This window comes from Actinomycetospora chibensis, assembly GCF_028737215.1.
Lineage (GTDB): Bacteria > Actinomycetota > Actinomycetes > Mycobacteriales > Pseudonocardiaceae > Actinomycetospora > Actinomycetospora chibensis.
The window spans coordinates 113,136-132,791 of the sequence record NZ_JAQZAM010000010.1 but is presented as its reverse complement, the minus strand read 5'-3'; the positions used below and the strand labels follow the sequence as shown (position 1 = coordinate 132,791).

Below are 19,656 nucleotides of genomic sequence, written 5' to 3'. Positions count from 1 at the left end.
CCGACCGCAGGGTCCACCCGGGGAGGGTCGAGGGCCGCCTGGAGGCCGCAACCGTATGGACCGCAAGCGCCTTCTCCGCAATCCACTCATCTGGATCGTGGTGTTCTTCCTCGTCTACCTCGGGGTCTCGTCGCTGCTCAGCGACACCCGCGGGTTCACCGAGGCCCCGACGTCGCTCGCCCTGCAGCAGGTCGAGGCCCGCAACGCGTCCGAGATCACGATCGAGGACAAGGAGCAGCGTCTCCGCCTGACGCTGACCAACCCCGTGCAGGTGCCCGGCGTCGACGGCGCCGCGCCCACGACGACCAACCAGATCTACGCGCAGTACCCGGCCGCAGCGACCGACCAGGTGTTCGCCCTGGTCCGCGAGAACCCGGCCGGGTCGGGCTTCGACACCCGGGTCACGCAGGACTCGATCCTCACCCAGATGTTGATCTACCTCATCCCGCTGGGCCTGGTGCTCCTGCTGCTGTTCTGGATGATGAACTCCCAGGGCGGGGGCAACCGCGTCCTGTCCTTCGGCAAGTCCAAGGCCAAGCAGCTCAACAAGGACATGCCGAAGACCACGTTCGCCGACGTCGCCGGGGCGAACGAGGCGGTGGAGGAGCTCTACGAGATCAAGGACTTCCTCCAGAACCCGACCCGCTACCAGCAGCTCGGCGCGAAGATCCCCAAGGGCGTCCTGCTCTACGGCCCGCCCGGCACCGGCAAGACGCTGCTGGCCCGCGCGGTCGCCGGCGAGGCGGGCGTGCCCTTCTACACGATCTCCGGCTCGGACTTCGTGGAGATGTTCGTCGGCGTCGGCGCCTCCCGGGTGCGCGACCTGTTCGAGCAGGCCAAGCAGAACTCCCCCTGCATCGTGTTCGTCGACGAGATCGACGCCGTCGGCCGCCACCGCGGCGCCGGCATGGGCGGTGGCCACGACGAGCGCGAGCAGACGCTCAACCAGCTGCTCGTCGAGATGGACGGCTTCGACGCCCGCGGCGGGATCATCCTCATCGCGGCCACCAACCGGCCCGACATCCTCGACCCCGCGCTGCTGCGTCCGGGCCGCTTCGACCGCCAGATCCCGGTCGCCGCGCCCGACCTCGCCGGCCGTCGCGCCATCCTCGCGGTGCACTCCGCGGGCAAGCCGCTGGCCCCGGAGGCAGACCTTGACGGTCTCGCCAAGCGCACCGTCGGGTTCTCCGGCGCCGATCTCGCCAACGTCATCAACGAGGCCGCGCTGCTCACCGCCCGCCTGGGCAAGACCGAGATCGACAGCGCCGCGCTCGAGGAGTCGGTCGACCGCGTGATCGGCGGCCCGGCCCGCAAGAGCCGCATCATCTCCGAGCAGGAGAAGAAGGTCGCGGCCTACCACGAGGCCGGCCACGCGCTGGCCGCCTGGGCGATGCCCGACATCGAGCCGGTCTACAAGGTCACGATCCTGCCCCGCGGGCGCACCGGCGGGCACGCCCTCGTCGTCCCCGAGGACGACAAGGAGCTCATGACCCGCTCGGAGATGCTCGCCCGGCTGGTGTTCGCGATGGGCGGACGCTCGGCCGAGGAGCTCGTGTTCCACGAGCCGACCACCGGCGCGTCGTCCGACATCGAGCAGGCGACGAAGATCGCCCGCGCGATGGTCACCGAGTACGGCATGAGCGCCAAGCTCGGGGCGGTCAAGTACGGCCAGGAGGGCGGCGAGCCCTTCCTCGGCCGCACCGCGGGCAAGCAGAACGACTACTCCCTCGAGGTCGCCCACGAGATCGACGAGGAGGTGCGCAAGCTCATCGAGGCGGCGCACACCGAGGCGTGGGACATCCTCAACGTCCACCGTGACGCGCTCGACGCGCTCACCGGCGAGCTGATCGAGCACGAGACGCTGCAGCGCCGCGACCTCGAGCGCATCTTCGCGTCGGTCACCAAGCGGCCCCGGATCACCGCGTTCAACGACTTCGGCGAGCGCGTGCCCTCCGACCGCCCGCCGATCAAGACCCGGCGCGAGCAGGCCGCCGAGCGCGGCGAGCCGTGGCCCCCGCCCGGCGAGCAGCGCGAGGAGCCCGCCGCCGTCGGCTCCGTCGCCGGCAACGGCCACGCGCCGGCTCCCGCCGTCAACGGCTCCTACGGCGCCCACGCCGCGGGCAACGGCCACGACCGTCCCCACGACGGCGGCCAGTCGCCCACCCCGCCCCAGGGCACGCCCACGCAGGGCATCCCGGACGTCTACCGCAGCGTCGCCGCGGGCTCCAACGGCGGCGGCCGTCGCTCGGCCGAGGACAAGCCGTCGTCGGTGGCACCGAACTACGGTGCCCCTCCCGGCTGGACGCCCGCGACGGTGCCGCATGGCACGACGTGGAACCCGGGCGGAGCCGGGCGCTCCGGCGGGCCGGGCCAGGGCCAGGCGCCGGGTCAGTACGGCGCGTCACGCCCGGCGGGCGAATCCGTGCCGAACCCGTACGGTGACCCGGATGGCCGAACCCGCGAGGGCCGGTCGGACGGCCGGCCGGAAGGTCGGTCGGAGGGTCGGCACACCGGGTCGTCGTCCACGGGCTGGGGTCACGACGGGTCCGACGGCACCACCGGCTCGTCCGGCTCGGACGGCCGGGACACCCCCCGCGGCCAGGGCTGAGCCAACCGCAGGGCCGGCTGTCCGCCGGCCGGTCGAGGAAGACCGCGAGGGAGACGTGACGACCAGTCAGGAACTGGACGGCCAGTCGGCGAACGGCACCGGCCCGGCGCCGGAGCTGCCACCGTTCGACGCCGAGCGCGCCGAGGCCGCCGTGCGCGAGCTGCTGATCGCCATCGGTGAGGACCCCGACCGTGAGGGCCTGCGCGACACCCCCGGCCGGGTGGCGCGCTCGTACCAGGAGCTGTTCTCCGGGCTGCGCGCCGACCCGCCGGCCGTGCTCGACCGCACGTTCTCCGAGAACCACGACGAGCTCGTCCTCGTCCGGGACATCCCGATGTTCTCGATGTGCGAGCACCACCTGCTGCCCTTCCACGGGGTCGCGCACGTCGCCTACATCCCCGGAACGCAGGGGCTCGTCACGGGCCTGAGCAAGCTCGCCCGGCTCGTCGACCTCTACGCCCGCCGCCCGCAGGTGCAGGAGCGTCTGACCACACAGATCGCCGACGCCCTCGCCGAGCGTCTCGACACCCGGGGGGCGCTGGTGGTGATCGACGCCGAGCACCAGTGCATGTCGTCGCGCGGCGTCCGCAAGCCCGGCGCGCGCACGACGACGTCGGCCGTACGCGGCAGCTTCAAGACCTCGGCCAGCACCCGGGCGGAGGCCCTCAACCTCATCCGGGGCGGCTGAGGTGGGGGCGCCCGTCGGGTCCGAGCCGCCCCGCTCGCACCGGTTGCCCGACCCGGGCCGGTGCGTCGTGATGGGCGTGCTCAACGTGACGCCGGACTCGTTCTCGGACGGCGGTCGCTGGCTCGACCGCGACCACGCGGTCGCCCACGGCATCGACCTCCACCAGCGCGGCGCCGACCTCGTCGACGTCGGCGGCGAGTCCACCCGGCCCGGCGCGGAGCGGGTCGACGCCGCCACCGAGACCGCGCGCGTCGTGCCCGTCATCCGGGACCTCGTGGCGGCCGGGGTACGCGTCACCGTCGACACCACCCGCGCGGCCGTCGCCTCCGCGGCCGTCGAGGCCGGCGCCAGCATGATCAACGACGTGTCGGGCGGCCTGGCCGACCCGCACATGGCGCGGACGGTGGCGGAGGCCGGCGTGCCGTGGGTGATCATGCACTGGCGCGGCCCGAGCGATCGGATGGTCGAGCTCGCCTCCTACGAGGACGTCGTCGGCGAGGTCCGCGCCGAGATGGTCGAGCAGGTCGACCGCGCGGTGCTCGCCGGCGTCGACCCGTCGCTGCTGGTCCTCGACCCGGGTCTCGGGTTCGCCAAGACCGCGTCGCACAACTGGCAGATCCTGCGCAAGCTCTCGGTCTTCACCGGGCTCGGCTTCCCGGTGCTCGTCGGGGCCTCGCGCAAGCGCTTCCTCGGCGCCCTGCTCGCCGACGACGATGGCACGCCCCGCCCGCCCGACGGCCGGGAGATCGCGACGGCGGCCGTCTCGGCGCTCGCCGCCGCGAACGGCGCCTGGGGCGTACGGGTGCACGAGGTCGGCCCGTCGCTGGACGCCGTGGCGGTGGCGGCGGCGTGGTCCTGGGGAACCTCGCCGGCGGAGATCGAGCCGTGAGCGATCGCATCGCCCTGCGCGGTCTGACGGTGCGGGGCCACCACGGCGTGTTCGACCACGAGCGCCGGGACGGGCAGGACTTCGTCCTCGACCTGGTGCTCGACGTCGACCTCGCCGAGGCCGGGGCGTCCGACGACCTCGCCGACACCGTCGACTACGGCGCGCTGGCCGAGGGCGCGGCGGCCGTCGTCGCCGGCCCGCCGCGGCGGTTGATCGAGGCGGTGGCGGCCGAGGTCGCGCAGCGGGTGCTCGACGACGAGCGGGTCACCGCCGTCGAGGTGACCCTCCACAAGCCGCAGGCCCCGATCACCGTGCCGTTCGACGACGTCGCGGTGGTGGTGCGGCGGTCCCGGGCGGGGGAGCGCGGATGAGCCGGGCCGTGCTGTCGCTGGGCTCGAACATCGGCGATCGCGCCGCGAACCTGCGCGGCGCCCTCGCGACCCTGCGTGCCGCGGGCGCCCGGGTGGTGGCCGTGTCGCCGGTCTACGCGACCGCGCCGTGGGGCGGCGTGGACCAGGACGACTTCCTCAACGCCGTGGTCGTCGTCGAGGACCCGAACTCGCGTCCCCGCGACTGGCTCGCCCGGGCCCGGGCCGCCGAGAGCCGCGCGGGCCGCACGCGGGACGTCCGCTGGGGCCCGCGCACGCTCGACGTGGACGTGCTCGACGTCGACGGGACGACCAGCGACGACCCCGAGCTCACGCTGCCGCACCCGCGCGCCGCGCAGCGGGCGTTCGTGCTCGTGCCCTGGCTCGACGTCGACCCCGGGGCCCGGATCGCGGGGCACGGCCGGGTCGCCGACCTGCTCGCTGCGCTGCCCGCCGCCGAGCGCGACGGGGTGCGCCCCGACCCCGCGGCGCGGGTGTCGTGATGAGGACGCGCACGAGCCCGTCGCTGCTGGTGGTCGCCGCGGTCGCCGTCGGGCTGGCCGTCAACCTGGCGGTGCAGGTGGCCTACGGCGACCTGCCTCCGCTGCCCCTGCTCGCCGGGCTCACCCCGCTCATGCTGGGCATCGCCGAGCTCGTCCTCGCGGCGGTGCTGCGTGCCCGCATCCGGCGCCGGCCCGGCTCACGTCCCGTCGACGCGATCGCCACCGCTCGCGCGGTCGCGCTGGCCAAGGCGTCCTCGGTGGCCGGCGCGGTGCTCGGCGGCGCGTGGCTGGGCGTCCTCGCCTACGTGCTCCCGCTGAGCGGCCAGGTCGACGCCGCGGGCGCGGACACCGCCGGCGCGATCGTCGGCGTGATCGGCAGTGCGGTGCTCCTCGGCGCGGGCCTCTGGCTGGAGTACTGCCTGCGCATCCCCGACGACCGGGACGATCACCGGGACGACCCGGAACGGCGGCGGTCCTGACCGCGGCGGCGGACCGGTCGCCGGGCGCGACCACGCGCTCGTCCGGCCGGGTGACCGGGACCGTTCCGGCACGGGGCTATCCTGCGACGATGAGCACCCCGGACGGGGAGCTGCGCGGACGCGCCGGCCCCGACCGCCGTCGCGCCGCGCTGCTGGCCACGGCGGCGACGCTCGCGGCGCTGGCCGCCGCCGCGGTGGTGCTCGCCGACGACGCCCGCTGGCTGCGCCTCGGCGTGGTCGCCGCCCTCTGGGCCGCTGTCGTCGCCGGCATCGTGGTGGCCCGCCATGCCCGCGGGGCGGCGGGAGCGGACGAGGCCGCGCAGGACGCGGCCGCCGACCTCGCCGCGGCCCAGGACGAGGCCGACGACGTGGTCGCCGCCCTGCGCCGCGAGCACGACCTGGAGCTGGCCCGCGAGGCGGCCGCGCGGGAGGAGTCGGAGCGGGCCGCCGAGAAGGCCCGCGAGGACGCGGCATCCCTGCGCGAGCAGCTCGAGCGGATGCGCCTCGAGACCGGCGCCGACGCCGTCACGCTCCAGTCGGCCGGGATGCCCGTCGCGCCGCAGCCCCTGCGGCCCCTGGCGCCCCGGCCCCGGGACACGCGCCTGCGGGTCGTCGGCGACTCCGGGCCCCTGCCGGCCGGACGGTCCGCCGCCGTACCGCCCCCGGTCCCGCCGCCCACGCCCCTGCGCCCCGCGGTGCCCGTCGCGCCTGCGCCCCGCTCCGGCGGGGGCGTGGACGGGCGCCGCGCGGTGACGTCGCGGCCCGTGTCGCCGCCCCCGGCCAGGGCCGACGTCCCGCCGACCGCGGCCGGTGCGTCGGTGGTCGCGACCGGGTCGTTCGTCGACCAGTACGTGCGCTCGGCCGGCTACGAGCCCCCCACTGAAGTGGCCCCCGAGCAGGCCCTCGAGCAGGCCCTCGAGCAGGCCCCAGCCCCGGGTCCCGGACGGCCCGACGAGCGCCCCGGCCGCCGCAGCGCGCCGGACGAGACGTCCCGCCGGTCCACCGACTCCGACTCCGGCGGACGCACGGTCGCCGAGCTCCTGGCCGCCCACGCCGCCAACGGTCGCGCCGGTGGGAGGCGCCGCCGCGAGCCCTGACCCGGCGGTCGGGCGGGCTGCGGCGTGGAGGAGTCGTTACCCTCCCGAATGGTGATCGCCCCTCCGGTACGGCTCGCGCCGCAGCAGCGCCGCACGCTCGTGTGGCCGGTCGTCGGCCTGATCGTGCTCGGCGTGTGCGGGCTCGTGACGGTCGGACTGGCGAGCACCGAGATCGGGGTCGTCGGCGTCGTCATCGGCGTGGTGCTCGCGCTGCTGCCCGTGGCCCCGGTCGTGGCGGCGTTCCTCTGGATCGACCGGTTCGAGCCCGAGCCCCCGCGGCTGCTGCTCGCGGCGTTCCTCTGGGGCGCCGGGCTGTCGGCGCTCGTCGCGGTCGTCATCAATTCCAGCGCGATCATCGCCGCCGAGCTGCTGCTCGGGCGCGGTCAGGGCGACGTGATCGGCGCGGTGATCTCGGCCCCGCTGGTCGAGGAGTTCGTCAAGGGCGCGTTCGTCGTCGGGCTGCTGCTGGTCCGGCGCCGGGAGTTCGACGGGATCGTCGACGGCGTCGTCTACGCCGGCATCACGGCGGCGGGCTTCGCGTTCACCGAGAACATCATCTACTTCGGGCGCGCCTTCACCGACGCCGAGGGCGCGCCGGGCACCGCCGTGCTCGCGACCTTCGTGCTGCGCGGGGTGCTCTCGCCGTTCGCGCATCCGCTGTTCACAGCCATGATCGGCATCGGGGTGGGCATCGCGTCGCAGGCGCGGTCGCGCGTCGTCGGCACGCTCGCGGTGCTCGGCGGCTACGTGCTCGCCGTCATCCTGCACGCGCTGTGGAACTCGTCGACGCAGCTGGGCGCCGGCTTCTTCGGCGTCTACGTCCTGATCATGCTCCCGCTCTTCGCCGGCATGATCGAGCTCGTCGTGTGGCAGCGACGGCGCGAGCGCGAGGTGCTCGCCCGCCAGATGCCGGGGTTCGCGGCCGCCGGCTGGATCGCGCCGAGCGAGGTCCCGCTGCTCTCCAGCCTCACCGGGCGGCGGCGCTGGCGCGCGGCCGTGCACCGGCGGGCCGGGGCGCCCGCGGCACGGGCGGTCGAGGACTACCAGCACGCGGTCACCGAGCTCGCGTTCCTGCGCGCCCGGGCGGAGCGCGGGGCCCTGCCGCCGCGGCCCGACTGGCACGCGGAGCTCCTCGACAACGTCGTGCGCGCCCGCCTCGCCGCGGTCAACGCGCCCGGCGTCCAGGGCCCTGCCGGGGCGCCGACCCAGGGTCACGTCGGCCCGCCGCCGTCCTGGCCCGGCGGGCCACCGTTGCGCCCGCCCGGCGCCTGAGCCTGCGACGCCGGGAGCGAGGGTCGCCCCGGCTGCGCCGGAAGCAGCGAGGGACGCCCTCGCTGCCACCACCGCGCGGCGTGAACCCGCTCACCGCGGCGGCCGTCGCCGCCCCCGACGACTACCGTGGGTCCCAGTGATCGTCCGGTACCCGCGCTGGCGGGACGGGAACGAGCCGAACGAGTGAGGTGGCGCGTGAGCACCGACGCCGACGGGGGCGCCGGGCGGTGGGAGCAGGGCTCCCCCGATCCGTCCAGGGGCGCGACCCCGACTCCTCGTGAGGGCTCTCGGCTCGCGGTCGGCGTGGTCTCGGCCGGGCGGGTCGGTGCGGTGCTGGGCGCCGCGCTCGCGAACGCCGGTCACCAGGTCGTCGCCGCCTCCGCGGTGTCCCGCGCGTCGCGCGTCCGGGCCGAGGAGCTCCTGCCCGGCGCCGAGATCCTCCCGCCCGACGAGGTCGTGCGCCGCGCCGACCTCGCGCTGCTCGCCGTGCCCGACGACGTGCTGCCCGGCCTGGTCCGGGGCCTCGCGGCGTCGGACTGCCTGCGTCCCGGCCAGATCGTGGTGCACACCTGCGGCGCGGCCGGGGTCGGTGTGCTGGCCCCCGCCGCCGAGCACGAGGTGCTGCCGATCGCCCTGCACCCGGCGATGACGATCACCGGGCGGGCCGAGGACGTCGCGCGCCTCACCGGCGCCTGCGTCGGCGTCACCGCGCCCGAGGGCCCGGGGGAGGACGCGGAGGCCGCCTGGCTCGTCGGCGAGGCGCTGGTCGTCGAGATGGGCGCCGAGCCGGTGCGCATCCCCGAGGCCGTCCGCCCGCTGTACCACGCGGCGCTCGCGCACGGGGCCAACCACCTGGTCACGCTCGTGCGCGAGGCCGCCGACCTGCTCTCCGGCGCCGGCATCGAGCCCGCCGAGCGGGTCCTGGCCCCGCTGCTGTCCGCGGCCCTGGACAACGCCCTGCGCCACGGTGACCGCGCGCTCACCGGCCCCGTCGTGCGCGGCGACGCCGGCACGATCGCCACCCACGTCCGCCACCTCCAGGAGCGGGCCCCCGACGCCGTGCCGCTCTACCGGGCGCTGGCCCGGCGCACCGCCGAGCGCGCCCGCGCCGGCGGCCTGCTCGACGCGACCGCCGCGCAGGACGTGGTGGACGCCCTCGCCGAGAGGCCCCGCTCGTGACCAAGCCCTCCAGCCTGCGCACGCACGACCTCGTCGGTCGCGCCCGTCCGCAGTACCACGCCGACCGGCTCACGGTGCAGCGCGACCCGACCGCGCTGCGCCGCGTCACGAAGGCCCTGCGCGGCGCCGGCCGTCGCGTCAACCTCGTGCCCACGATGGGCGCGTTGCACGAGGGCCATCGCGAGCTGATGCGCCGCGCGCGGGGCGTCCCGGGCGCCACCACCGTCGTCTCGATCTTCGTGAACCCACGCCAGTTCGGGCCGACCGAGGACTTCGACCGCTACCCGCGCGCCTTCGAGGGCGACCTCGAGATGTGCCGGGAGGAGGGCGTCGAGCTGGTCTTCGCGCCCGAGGTCGAGGACATGTACCCCGACGGCTTCGCGACCTCGATCCACCCCGGGCCCCTGGGCGACGAGCTCGAGGGCGCGATCCGCCCCGGGCACTTCGCGGGGATGCTCACCGTCGTCGCCAAGCTCTTCGCGATCGCCGTGCCCGACGTCGCGTTCTTCGGCGAGAAGGACTACCAGCAGCTCGCGCTGATCAAGCGGATGGTGCGCGACCTCGACATCGACGTCCACGTTGTCGGCGTCCCGACCGTCCGCGAGGACGACGGGCTGGCCCTGTCGAGCCGCAACGCCTACCTGTCGCCGGACGAGCGGGCGGCCGCGGTCGCGCTCTCGGCCGCGCTGTCCGCGGGGCAGTACGCCGGCGAGCAGGGCGCGGCCGCGGTGCTCGACGCCGCGCACGCCGTCCTGGCCGCCGAGCCGGGCCTGCAGGTCGACTACCTCGAGCTGCGGGACGACGACCTCGCCCCGAACCCGACCATCGGTCCGGCACGGCTCCTCGTGGCGGCCCGGGCCGGCTCCACCCGACTGATCGACAACGCCGCGGTGTCCCTCGTGAGGAGAGTCTGACGTGCAGCGCACGATGCTGAAGTCCAAGATCCACCGTGCGACGGTGACGGACGCGAACCTGCACTACGTGGGCTCGGTGACCGTCGACGAGGACCTCATGCGGGCCGCGGACCTGCTCCCCGGCGAGCAGGTCGCGATCGTCGACGTCACCAACGGCGCCCGCCTCGAGACCTACGTGATCACCGGACCCGCCGGTTCGGGGGTCATCGGGATCAACGGCGCGGCCGCACACCTGGTGTCGCCCGGCGACCTCGTCATCCTCATCTCCTACGGGGTGATGGACGACGCGGAGGCGCGCACGTACCAGCCGCGCGTGGTGTTCGTCGACGAGGCGAACCGCGTCCTCGACCGCGGCGCCGACCCGGCCCGCGTGCCCGCGGCCGCGCCGACCACGTCCCTGCTGCGCCCCGGCACCGAGGCCCGCCCGGCCCGTCGTGAGGCCGTCGCCGGGCCCGCCATGACCACCGTCGGCAACACCTGGGGCGCCGAGCCGGCCGCGCCGCCCCGGGAGCAGGCGAGCCGTCGCGGCGGGCGGTCGGGCCGCAAGCCCGCCGAGACCACCGACGCCCGGCGTCTCGACGCGCTGCTGTCCGCCGACCACTAGGGCCGGGCACCCGGGGGGAGGGCGAGGCCGTCGTGCTGCTGTGCGTGGACGTCGGCAACACTCAGATCGCGCTCGCCCTCTACCCGGACGACGAGACCGGCGCCGCGGTCTGGGACGCCCGTCTGCGCACCGAGCCGCGTGCCACGGGCGACGAGCTCGCGCTGCTGGTGCGCGGTCTGCTCGGCACCCGGGTCGGTGACGTGTCGGCGGTGGCGGCCCTGTCCACGGTGCCGGCCCTGCTGCGCGAACTGCGGGGGATGGTCACCCGGCACTTCGCGGGCCTAGACCACCTGCTCGTCGAGCCCGGCGTCCGCACCGGCGTGCCGCTGCTCGTCGACAACCCCAAGGAGGTCGGCGCCGACCGCGTCGTCCAGGCCCTCGCCGCCTACGAGCGCCACGGCGGGCCGTGCGTCGTGGTCACGTTCGGGACCTCGACGACGGTGGACGCGGTGTCGGCGCGCGGCGAGTTCCTCGGCGGTGCGATCGCCGCGGGCGTTGCCGTGTCCGCCGAGGCGCTCGCCGTGCGTGCCGCCGCGCTGCGCCCGGTGGAGCTCGTGGTGCCCCGCTCGGTGCTCGGGCGCAACACCGTCGAGAGCATGCAGGCCGGGCTCGTCCTGGGGGCCGCGGCCATGGTCGACGGCCTCGTGACCCGCGTGGCGCGCGAGATCACCGCCCGCGACCCCGACGGGCGCGCGCCGGTCGCCGTGCTCGCCTCGGGTGGCCTGGCGCCGCTGGTGGTCGGCGAGTGCGCGACCGTCACCGAGCACGTGCCCGACCTGACCCTGCTCGGCCTGCGCACGGTGCACCGCCGGTGGCGGGAGCGGCGCGACGACCGGGCCGCCCGGCGCGCCGCCCGCTCCTGAGGCACCACCTCCGCGAGGGGGCACGCCCCCGCGCCCGGTGGGGGCCTGCCCGGCCCGGCACGGGGGCGCTCCCGATGGAGGGTCGCGGCGCGGCCGCGCAGGCTCGGGCCGGCACGGACACGCCGCGCACGGCCCGCCGGAGGAACGACCATGAGCCAGATCCACGAGCACCCCCACGGCGCCGGACCCCACCCCGGGCCGCCGTGGGCGACGATGCCGCCGCCGGCCCCCTACCCCTACGTGCCCGCGCCCCGCCGTGGTGACGTCCCACCGGCCGGGCTGTCCTACGGCTACGGACCCCCGACCCCCTACGGCGCCGGACCGCCGACCTCCTGGATGCCGCCGGCTCCGCCGCCGCCCCCGCGCCGGAGAACGGCCTTGATCGCGTTCCTCCTCGGCCTGGTGCTGCTCGGCGGGATCGTCCTCGCCGTGACGATCATGGCCCGGGCGCTGTCCGCACCTCCGGTCCCGGGGCCCGTCGCGCCGCCGGCCCAGAGCGGACCCCCGTCGAGTCCCTCCACACTGACCAGCATGTTCGGGGGCAACGGCACCTGCACCCCGACGACCCCCGACGCGCAGATCCCCCTGAGCGCGGAGGGGCTGGCCTGCAGTGGACAGGGCGACGGCACGGCGTTCGTCTTCTACCGGTACACCGCGCCCACCGACACCTTCCAGGACACGATGGTGCGGGAGTGGGGAGGCTCGGGGCTGACGCAGCGCGCGCAGGACGACTGCCGCACCCAGTACACCGGCACCGTCGACGTCCCCGGTACCGGGACCACCCCGGTGGTCGTCGACGTCTACCGGCACTCCCCGTTCATGGCCGTGACGGCAACGGCCGGTGGCGGTACGGGGGGTGGCGGTGGTGGCACCACCGACGCCACCACACCGCGGTACCGGGTCGCCGACCGCGGCAGCCTGTGCACGGGAGGCTGACGCCGGACATGTGCCCGTCGGCCGAGCGAGCACCGGCCGAGCGAGCACCGGCCGAGCGAGCACCGGCCGAGCGCGCTCAGGCCGACCGGTCGACGATCCGGTCGCGGCGCGGGTCGCCGTCGGGCAGCAGGCGGCGCAGGCGCCGGGCGATCTCGGGGTCCTCGGCGCCGGACTCGGTCTGGGCGAGCGCCCACAGGGCGTCGACGTCACCGCGGCGCAGGACCGCTCCGCGCACGCCGACCTCGATGACGTCGCGCTCCTCGCGCACACCGGGGGCGTCGGAGGTGGGCAGCAGGGTGCCGCGTCGGAGGACGTCGGGCGGGGGGAGGCGCCGCTCGCGCAGGGCGGCGCGGACGTCGATGAAGTCGGCGTCGACGCGGACCCGCAGTCGGTAGGGCTGGGTGCTGATGATCGAGGAGCCGAGGGCGGCGCGCAGGCGGTGCACCTCGGAGCGGACCGTCACGGGGTTGCCGGCCTCGCCGTAGAGCGCCCGGGCGAGCTGGTCGGCGGTGAGGCCGTCGGGGTGCAGGGCGAGGAGCACGAGCATCTCGGCGTGGCGCAGGCTGATCCGCACCGGACGCCCGTCGAGGCGGGCGACGGGACGCTCGGCGCCGAGGAAGGGCAGGGCGAGCGTCGGGCGCGACGTGGTGCGCGGCGCCAGGCGCAGCAGCCATCCCTCGGCCAGCGGCTCGAGCAGGCCCTCGCCGCGGTCGCCGAGGTCGACGCGGTCGCCGTCCTGGGGGATCGGCACGCGTTCGGGCAGCCAGCCGTCGGGCCGGGCGGTGAGGACCCTGCCGCGGGGCGCGAGCAGTGCGCCGGGCTCGCCGCGCAGCCCGTCGAGGTGGGGCTCGTTGCGCGCCCGCAGCCGCTCGTCGCGCTCGACGAGACGCGCCCGCAGCGTCATCTCGGCCAGCTCGGCGGCGGCGCGCACGAGGGCCAACGTGCTCGGGTGGAACGTGCTCAGGGGGCCGGTGAGGTCGACGGCCGCGATCACCTCGCCCGTGTCGGGGTCGTGGATCGGGGCCGCGGCGCACGTCCACGTGCGGTAGAGCCGCACCAGGTGCTCGGCCGAGTGGATCTGCACCGCGCGCCCGTCGGCCAGCGCCGTGCCCATGGCGTTGGTGCCGATCGAGTCCTCGCTCCAGCGCGTGCCCTCGACCAGGGCCACGTCGTCGGCGCGGCGCAGCACGCCGGTGTTGCCCTCGCGCCACAGGATGTGTCCGCGGGCGTCCGTCACGATCATCATGTGGACGGCCTCGTCGGCCGCGTCGAGCACGGTGCGCCGCAGGACGGGCAGCACCGGGGCGAGCACGTGGCTGCCGCGGACCTCGTCGAGCTCGTCGGCGCCGAAGACGTGACGCGGGCGCCCGTGGTCCGGGTCGACGTGCGCGTCGAGCGAGCGGCGCCACGACGCGGACACCACGTCGCGGGGCGAGGCGGGACCCACCGTGCCGGACAGGACGGCGTCCCGGATCCTCTCGAGCAGCCGGCCGCGCTCCACCGGGTCGTCGGTGGGGGCCCCCGTCGCGGGGCGTCCACCATCGCCGTCGCCCACCGGCATCGGCGCCCCCAGCACTGGAACGGGAGGCGGGACGAGTGCCGTCGTGGCACTGCGGCGTCCCACCGGGGACACGGGGTCCCTCCGAGAAGAGTGCTCCATCGGGGCTGGTGAGGCAATCCTTCATCGACGCCGCGCGCGCGGTGCCTTCCGGCCGAGCTACCCGAATCTGCGGTTGCAACGCCCGTGCAACCCCCGCGTGCCTAGTGTCCGCGATCACGTAAACCAGCATGTGGAGGACACAGATGGCCACGTATGCGGCCCCGGGCACCGACGGTTCCGTCGTCAGCTTCAAGCCCCGTTACGACCACTTCATCGGCGGCGAGTACGTCGCGCCGGCGAAGGGCCAGTACTTCGAGAACCCGACCCCGATCACGGGTCAGACGTTCACGGAGGTCGCGCGCGGCACCGCCGACGACATCGAGAAGGCCCTCGACGCCGCCGAGGCCGCCGCCCCGGCGTGGGGCAGGACCTCGGTCGGCGAGCGCGCGAACGTCCTGACCAAGATGGCGGACCGCATCGAGGCGAACCTCGAGATGATCGCCATCGCCGAGTCCTGGGAGAACGGGAAGGCCTGCCGCGAGACCCTCGTGGCCGACATCCCGCTCGCGATCGACCACCTGCGCTACTTCGCGGGTGCGATCCGGGCGCAGGAGGGCGGCCTCTCCCAGATCGACAACGACACGGTCGCCTACCACTTCCACGAGCCCCTGGGCGTCGTCGGGCAGATCATTCCCTGGAACTTCCCGATCCTCATGGCGATCTGGAAGCTCGCGCCCGCCATCGCGGCCGGGAACGCCGTGGTCCTCAAGCCCGCCGAGCAGACCCCGGCCTCGATCCACGTCCTCATGGACGTCGTCGCCGACCTGCTCCCGGCCGGCGTCATCAACATCGTGAACGGCTTCGGCGTCGAGGCGGGCAAGCCGCTGGCCTCGTCGAGCCGCATCCGCAAGATCGCGTTCACGGGTGAGACCACCACCGGGCGGCTGATCTCCCAGTACGCCTCGGAGAACCTCATCCCGGTCACCCTCGAGCTCGGTGGCAAGAGCCCCAACGTCTTCTTCGACGACGTCGCGGCGCAGCAGGACGCCTTCTACGACAAGGCGCTCGAGGGCTTCACGATGTTCGCGCTGAACCAGGGCGAGGTCTGCACCTGCCCGTCGCGCGCGCTCATCCAGGGCGGCATGTACGACGAGTTCCTCGGCCAGGCCGTCAAGCGGACCGAGCAGGTCAAGCAGGGCAACCCCCTCGACACCGACACGATGATCGGCGCGCAGGCCTCGAACGACCAGTTCGAGAAGATCCTGTCCTACATCGACATCGGCCGCCAGGAGGGCGCGAAGATCCTCACCGGCGGCGAGAAGGCCGACCTCGGCGGCGACCTCTCGGGCGGCTACTACATCCAGCCCACCGTCTTCGAGGGCCACAACAAGATGAGGGTGTTCCAGGAGGAGATCTTCGGGCCGGTCGTCTCGGTCGCGCGGTTCAACGACTACGACGACGCCATGAGCATCGCCAACGACACCCTCTACGGCCTCGGCGCCGGCGTGTGGTCGCGTGACGCCAACACGGCCTACCGCGCGGGGCGGGACATCCAGGCCGGTCGTGTCTGGGTGAACAACTACCACGCCTACCCGGCCCACGCGGCCTTCGGCGGGTACAAGCAGTCGGGCATCGGGCGTGAGAACCACAAGATGATGCTCGATCACTACCAGCAGACGAAGAACATCCTGCAGAGCTACTCCGACAACGCGCAGGGCTTCTTCTGATCCTCGAGGAGGATCCATGACCGAGGTCACGACCGACACCGACTCCACGTTGCCCGTCCCCGCGGTGCCGGGGTCGGGCACGGCACGGGTCGCGGTGACGCCCGCGGCGGCGGAACTGCTGCCGAAGCTCACCGAGATCCACGGACCGCTGATGTTCCACCAGTCCGGCGGGTGCTGCGACGGCAGCGCCCCGATGTGCTACCCGGAAGGTGACTTCAAGATCGGCGGATCGGACGTCCACCTCGGGGATCTCACGATCGAGGGGCTGGAGAAGCCGATCGGCTTCTACATGTCCTCGTCGCAGTACGAGTACTGGAAGCACACGCACCTCACCGTCGACGTGGTGAAGGGCCGTGGCAGCGGGTTCTCGGTGGAGGCGCCGGAAGGCGTGCGCTTCATCATCCGCTCGCGGCTGTTCACCGACGACGAGATGCGCGAGCTGGGCGACCTGTAGCGCGGTCCCCGAACACGAGCACGATCGAGGGGCGCCCTGACTGCGTGACACGCGGCCGGGGCGCCCCTCGCACGTCCAGGCCATTCCCGATGAAGGGTTCGACGATGAGCACCCCGTCCACGACATTGCGCGAGCTGACCGGCATGCCCGCGACGCCCGCGAGCCTGCGCGACTCCGCGCTGGTGATGATCGACCTCCAGAACACCTACACCCGCGGCGTCATGGCTCTCGAGAACGTCGAGCCGGCCATCGACGAGGCCGCCGCGCTGCTGGACCGCGCGCGCAGCGCCGGCATCCCGATCGTCCACGTGCAGCACGACGCCGGTGAGGGCACGCCCTACGACGTCCGCGACGACATCGGCGCGATCGTCGACCGCGTCGCCGCCCGCGACGGCGAGCACCGCATCGTCAAGAACTTCCCCAACTCCTTCGTCGGCACCGACCTCGCCGAGTACCTGCGCGGGGCGGGCGTGACGAATCTGGTCCTGGCCGGGTTCATGTCGCACATGTGCGTGAACTCGACGGCCCGCGGCGCGTTCAGCGCCGGTTTCGCCCCGTCCGTCGTCGCCGGCGCCACCGCGACCCGCGCGCTGCCCGGCCCCGACGGCACGGTTTCCGCCGCGAGCCTGCAGGCGGCGAGCCTGGCGGCGATCAGCGACATGTTCGGTGTCGTCGTTCCGGACAACAAGGGGATCCCCGACTGAGGTCAATTGTGGCCGTCCTGCGAAAAAACGCGACGGGCGACGCGCGTCACTCGACAACTCCCGGCTCCGGAAATAGGGTCCGGCCACATTAATGGTCGGTGATCGGCGGAGGTCGCGTGATGGCGCAGAAAGTCGTGGTTTCCCTCGTCGACGACCTGGACTCGTCGGAGGCGGACGAGACCGTCGAGTTCGGGCTCGACGGTGCCACGTACGAGATCGACCTGTCGGACGCCAACGCCGCCGCCCTGCGCGATCGGCTGGCCGACTTCGTGGCCCACGCGCGGCGCAGCGGCGGCCGGCGGCGGTCGTCCCCCGCTGCGTCGTCGTCCGGCTCGCGCCGCAGCAGCGGGTCGGGCGGTCGCGCGGCCGTCGACCGTGAGCAGAACCAGGCCATCCGCGAGTGGGCCCGCAAGCAGGGCATGACGGTCTCCGAGCGTGGCCGCATCCCCAGCGAGGTCAGCGAGGCCTACCACAAGGCCCACTAGACGGGGTCCGACGACGCCCCCGTCGTGTAGGCGACGAGGGCGGCGCGGTCGACCGTCAGCGTCCGGCCCCCGGGGTGGACGACGAGCAGCCCCCGGGCGGCCAGGCTCCGCAGTGCCGTGTTGAGCGTCTGGCGGGCCACCCCGAGGCGCTGGGCGAGCAGCACCTGCGGCCCGCCGAGGTCGATGTGGTCGTCCCGGTGCTCGAGCTCGAGCAGCAGGGTCGCGACGCGGCGCGTGACCGGGTGGAACACGCGCTCGACGACGGCCCGGTTCTGCTGCCGCACGATCCGCACGAGGTCCCCGAGCAGGGCGAAGAGCGTGTCGGGGCTGGTGCGCAGCGCCCGGAGCGCGACCGCGGCGGGCAGGACGAGCACGGTCGCGTCGCGCAGCGCCACGGCGTCCTCGGCCCGCGGGCTCGGCCGGAGCACCTCGAAGTACCCGAAGGCCTGCCCCGCGGTGGCGACCCCGACGTCGACGACGTCCCCGTCCGGCGAGCCGGTCCGCGCGACCACGGCGCCGCGCAGGAGCACGAACATCGACTCGCACGTCTCGCCGGTGCGGAAGAGCGCGTCCCCGGCGGCGTAGTGGCGCACCGAGGCGGCACCGGCCAGCGCGTCGAGGGCCGCCGGCGTGAGGCCGTGGAGCTGCGGACAGGCGAGGAGTGCGCCCCGGACGTGCTCGCGCCGGTCACCGACGGGCACGGCTGCGGTCGTCGTCATGCCACCTCCCGGAACGGGTCGGCCGTGGATCACTCCTCCGGCCCAGAGGTGCTGTCACGCCGGTGACAGCGTGTCGATCATCGGCTCCCTACGTTTCCTCGTCGACGCCTCCGTCGGATCCCCGACAGTTGCGGGCGTCGGGACCTCGGGGAGACGGCGTGCGGACAGGTGGGCCTCGGCGGGCGGCGGCGATCGGGGCCGTGCTCGCGGCCGTGCTGGTGGGTGGGGCGTGCGGCTCGCCCGCAGCGGGGCCGCCGCCCCCGTCGGTGTCTCCCGCGCTCGGCGCCGTGTCCGTCGAGGGTCCGTTCGGCGGCCCGTCGGCCTCGGACACGGTGGTGGGCGGGACGTCGGTGTTCACCCCGGTCGCGGCGTCGGTGCTCCGGGCCCCGATCCCGGTGCCCGCAACGGACGGCCGGGTGCACCTGGCCTACGAGCTCCAGGTCGACAACATCCTGATCTCTCCGGCCACGATCAACGCGGTCGAGGTCGTCGGCGACGGCCGGTCGCTGCTGCGGCTGGAGGGCGACGCCCTCGCCGCCTGGATCAAGCCGTTCGGCGGGCAGCTGGGCTCGCGGGACCTGCAAGGGGGGCAGGGCGGGCTGATCTGGCTGGACGTCACCCTCGCGCCGACCGACCCCGTGCCCGCCCGGCTCGAGCACCGCCTCGACACGGCGTTCGCCCAGCCGTCGCCGCCGCTCGTCCCGCCGACCCTGACCGCGACGGTGGCGCCGACGGCGGTCGACCGGACGCCGCCGGCGCGCATCTCGCCGCCGCTGCGCGGACCCGGGTGGCTCGACGGCGACAGCTGCTGCCGCCTGGGGGCGCACCGTGGCGCGGTCAGCCCGATCGACGGGCAGCTGTGGGCGCCGGAGCGCTTCGCCATCGACTACGTCCGGACCGACGCGGCCGGCCGGATGATGACCGGACCGCCGACGGACATCGCGAGCTACCCGTACGTCGGAGCGGACATCCTCGCCGTCGCCGACGGCCCGGTCGTCGGGCTCGTGGGCGATCTCCCGCAGCAGCCGCCCGGGGCGAACCCGGGCGGCCTGACGCTGCAGCAGTACGGGGGCAACCACGTCGTCCAGGACATCGGCGGCGGGCGCTACGCCTTCTACGCGCACCTGCAGACGGGGAACCCGCTGAACCTCGCCGTCGGGCAGCAGCTGCGCCGCGGCCAGGTGCTCGGCAAGCTGGGCAACTCCGGCAACTCCGATGCTCCCCATCTGCACTTCCACGTGATGGACCGCCCCGACCCGCTCGCGTCGAACGGTCTGCCCTTCGAGTTCGACACCTTCACCCTCGAAGGCCGGGTGACGTCCGAGGAGGCGCTGCAGCAGGGCACCGCCGGTCCCGTGCCGTTCCCGATCGACCGGGCGGGGGCCGGTCCGCGAGCGGGTGTGTCGCCGCTCGGCCTCGACGTGATGGGCTACGCGCCCTGACCGCGGCGACCTCACCGGCGTGGATGGTTCGCCCGTGGCGAACGGTTCGTGGGGATGAGGCGAACGTCTCCGGTGGTTGGACGGGCCGTGGTGCCCCGGGTTCCAGCGGCCCGGGAGCAGGATCG

At 74.7% G+C, this 19,656-nt stretch carries 19 protein-coding genes and 1 pseudogene; 18 read left to right on the top strand and 2 right to left on the bottom strand.

Annotated features, from left to right (window positions below):
• Positions 1–55 precede the first annotated feature (55 nt).
• The 13 genes and pseudogenes from ftsH (at position 56) to PH189_RS16795 (ending at position 12,400) form a co-directional block, all read left to right on the top strand.
• Positions 56–2,608: an ATP-dependent zinc metalloprotease FtsH gene (ftsH, locus tag PH189_RS16855; RefSeq protein WP_274189964.1), complete on the top strand. Its 2,553-nt coding sequence runs from the start codon at positions 56–58 to the stop codon at positions 2,606–2,608.
• A gap of 73 nt (positions 2,609–2,681) precedes the next feature.
• Positions 2,682–3,296 (top strand): GTP cyclohydrolase I FolE, encoded by a 615-nt coding sequence (gene folE, locus PH189_RS16850; RefSeq protein WP_274190086.1) that lies wholly within the window; start codon positions 2,682–2,684, stop codon positions 3,294–3,296.
• Between the two features lie 70 nt (positions 3,297–3,366).
• Positions 3,367–4,185, top strand: coding sequence for a dihydropteroate synthase (gene folP / locus PH189_RS16845; protein ID WP_274189963.1), 819 nt, complete (start codon positions 3,367–3,369; stop codon positions 4,183–4,185).
• The gene (gene folB, locus PH189_RS16840; protein ID WP_274189962.1) at positions 4,182–4,556 is read left to right on the top strand and encodes a dihydroneopterin aldolase; all 375 of its coding nucleotides are present in this window, start codon (positions 4,182–4,184) and stop codon (positions 4,554–4,556) included. The genes folP and folB overlap by 4 nt, the downstream gene beginning before the upstream one ends.
• Complete coding sequence (folK, locus tag PH189_RS16835; RefSeq protein WP_274189961.1) at positions 4,553–5,056, top strand: 2-amino-4-hydroxy-6-hydroxymethyldihydropteridine diphosphokinase; 504 nt, start codon at positions 4,553–4,555, stop codon at positions 5,054–5,056. The genes folB and folK overlap by 4 nt, the downstream gene beginning before the upstream one ends.
• Positions 5,056–5,535 carry a DUF3180 domain-containing protein gene (locus tag PH189_RS16830; RefSeq protein WP_274189960.1) on the top strand — a complete coding sequence of 160 codons (480 nt, stop codon included), beginning with the start codon at positions 5,056–5,058 and terminating at the stop codon, positions 5,533–5,535. Before folK ends, PH189_RS16830 begins: the two co-directional genes overlap by 1 nt.
• An 89-nt stretch (positions 5,536–5,624) precedes the next feature.
• A complete protein-coding gene (locus PH189_RS16825; protein ID WP_274189959.1) occupies positions 5,625–6,632 on the top strand; it encodes a DUF6779 domain-containing protein in 1,008 nt (335 codons plus the stop codon).
• A gap of 51 nt (positions 6,633–6,683) precedes the next feature.
• Positions 6,684–7,904, top strand: a complete 1,221-nt coding sequence (locus PH189_RS16820) for a PrsW family intramembrane metalloprotease (protein WP_274189958.1) — start codon at positions 6,684–6,686, stop codon at positions 7,902–7,904.
• A gap of 195 nt (positions 7,905–8,099) precedes the next feature.
• On the top strand, positions 8,100–9,083 hold the full coding sequence (locus PH189_RS16815) for a Rossmann-like and DUF2520 domain-containing protein (protein WP_274189957.1): 984 nt from the start codon (positions 8,100–8,102) through the stop codon (positions 9,081–9,083).
• Positions 9,080–9,997 (top strand): pantoate--beta-alanine ligase, encoded by a 918-nt coding sequence (gene panC / locus PH189_RS16810; protein WP_274189956.1) that lies wholly within the window; start codon positions 9,080–9,082, stop codon positions 9,995–9,997. Before PH189_RS16815 ends, panC begins: the two co-directional genes overlap by 4 nt.
• A gap of 1 nt (position 9,998) precedes the next feature.
• Positions 9,999–10,382 (top strand): annotated as a pseudogene (panD, locus tag PH189_RS16805) (aspartate 1-decarboxylase); the annotation flags it as partial.
• A gap of 251 nt (positions 10,383–10,633) precedes the next feature.
• Positions 10,634–11,464: a type III pantothenate kinase gene (locus PH189_RS16800; protein WP_274189955.1), complete on the top strand. Its 831-nt coding sequence runs from the start codon at positions 10,634–10,636 to the stop codon at positions 11,462–11,464.
• A 150-nt stretch (positions 11,465–11,614) separates the two neighbouring features.
• Positions 11,615–12,400 carry a hypothetical protein gene (locus tag PH189_RS16795; protein WP_274189954.1) on the top strand — a complete coding sequence of 262 codons (786 nt, stop codon included), beginning with the start codon at positions 11,615–11,617 and terminating at the stop codon, positions 12,398–12,400.
• A gap of 76 nt (positions 12,401–12,476) precedes the next feature.
• Here the strand turns inward: PH189_RS16795 and PH189_RS16790 are convergent, their stop codons facing one another.
• Positions 12,477–13,961, bottom strand: a complete 1,485-nt coding sequence (locus PH189_RS16790; RefSeq protein WP_274189953.1) for a GAF domain-containing protein — start codon at positions 13,959–13,961, stop codon at positions 12,477–12,479.
• Between the two features lie 242 nt (positions 13,962–14,203).
• Between PH189_RS16790 and exaC the strand changes: the two genes are divergently transcribed.
• The 4 genes from exaC (at position 14,204) to PH189_RS16770 (ending at position 17,370) form a co-directional block, all read left to right on the top strand.
• Entirely contained in the window at positions 14,204–15,727 is a 1,524-nt protein-coding gene (gene exaC, locus PH189_RS16785) for an acetaldehyde dehydrogenase ExaC (protein WP_274189952.1), read from the top strand.
• A 16-nt stretch (positions 15,728–15,743) separates the two neighbouring features.
• Positions 15,744–16,181, top strand: coding sequence for a DUF779 domain-containing protein (locus PH189_RS16780; RefSeq protein WP_274189951.1), 438 nt, complete (start codon positions 15,744–15,746; stop codon positions 16,179–16,181).
• Positions 16,182–16,285: 104 nt separating this feature from the next.
• Complete coding sequence (locus PH189_RS16775; RefSeq protein ID WP_274189950.1) at positions 16,286–16,885, top strand: cysteine hydrolase family protein; 600 nt, start codon at positions 16,286–16,288, stop codon at positions 16,883–16,885.
• Between the two features lie 119 nt (positions 16,886–17,004).
• A complete protein-coding gene (locus PH189_RS16770) occupies positions 17,005–17,370 on the top strand; it encodes a histone-like nucleoid-structuring protein Lsr2 (RefSeq protein ID WP_274189949.1) in 366 nt (121 codons plus the stop codon).
• Here the strand turns inward: PH189_RS16770 and PH189_RS16765 are convergent.
• Positions 17,367–18,089 (bottom strand): Crp/Fnr family transcriptional regulator, encoded by a 723-nt coding sequence (locus tag PH189_RS16765; protein ID WP_274189948.1) that lies wholly within the window; start codon positions 18,087–18,089, stop codon positions 17,367–17,369. The two genes, PH189_RS16770 and PH189_RS16765, sit on opposite strands and share 4 nt — an antisense overlap.
• A 158-nt stretch (positions 18,090–18,247) precedes the next feature.
• Here PH189_RS16765 and PH189_RS16760 point away from each other — a divergent pair, with 158 nt between their 5' ends.
• On the top strand, positions 18,248–19,531 hold the full coding sequence (locus PH189_RS16760) for a M23 family metallopeptidase (RefSeq protein ID WP_274189947.1): 1,284 nt from the start codon (positions 18,248–18,250) through the stop codon (positions 19,529–19,531).
• Positions 19,532–19,656: the final 125 nt, after the last annotated feature.

Excerpts from the sequence above, each read along its gene's own strand:
- ftsH (WP_274189964.1), top strand. The coding sequence starts at position 56 with ATGGACCGCAAGCGCCTTCTCCGCAATCCACTCATCTGGATCGTGGTG.
- folP (WP_274189963.1), top strand. The coding sequence starts at position 3,367 with ATGGGCGTGCTCAACGTGACGCCGGACTCGTTCTCGGACGGCGGTCGC.
- folK (WP_274189961.1), top strand. The coding sequence starts at position 4,553 with ATGAGCCGGGCCGTGCTGTCGCTGGGCTCGAACATCGGCGATCGCGCC.
- PH189_RS16830 (WP_274189960.1), top strand. The coding sequence starts at position 5,056 with ATGAGGACGCGCACGAGCCCGTCGCTGCTGGTGGTCGCCGCGGTCGCC.
- PH189_RS16825 (WP_274189959.1), top strand. The coding sequence starts at position 5,625 with ATGAGCACCCCGGACGGGGAGCTGCGCGGACGCGCCGGCCCCGACCGC.
- PH189_RS16795 (WP_274189954.1), top strand. The coding sequence starts at position 11,615 with ATGAGCCAGATCCACGAGCACCCCCACGGCGCCGGACCCCACCCCGGG.
- PH189_RS16790 (WP_274189953.1), bottom strand. The coding sequence starts at position 13,961 with ATGCCGGTGGGCGACGGCGATGGTGGACGCCCCGCGACGGGGGCCCCC.
- exaC (WP_274189952.1), top strand. The coding sequence starts at position 14,204 with ATGGCCACGTATGCGGCCCCGGGCACCGACGGTTCCGTCGTCAGCTTC.
- PH189_RS16780 (WP_274189951.1), top strand. The coding sequence starts at position 15,744 with ATGACCGAGGTCACGACCGACACCGACTCCACGTTGCCCGTCCCCGCG.
- PH189_RS16775 (WP_274189950.1), top strand. The coding sequence starts at position 16,286 with ATGAGCACCCCGTCCACGACATTGCGCGAGCTGACCGGCATGCCCGCG.
- PH189_RS16770 (WP_274189949.1), top strand. The coding sequence starts at position 17,005 with ATGGCGCAGAAAGTCGTGGTTTCCCTCGTCGACGACCTGGACTCGTCG.
- PH189_RS16765 (WP_274189948.1), bottom strand. The coding sequence starts at position 18,089 with ATGACGACGACCGCAGCCGTGCCCGTCGGTGACCGGCGCGAGCACGTC.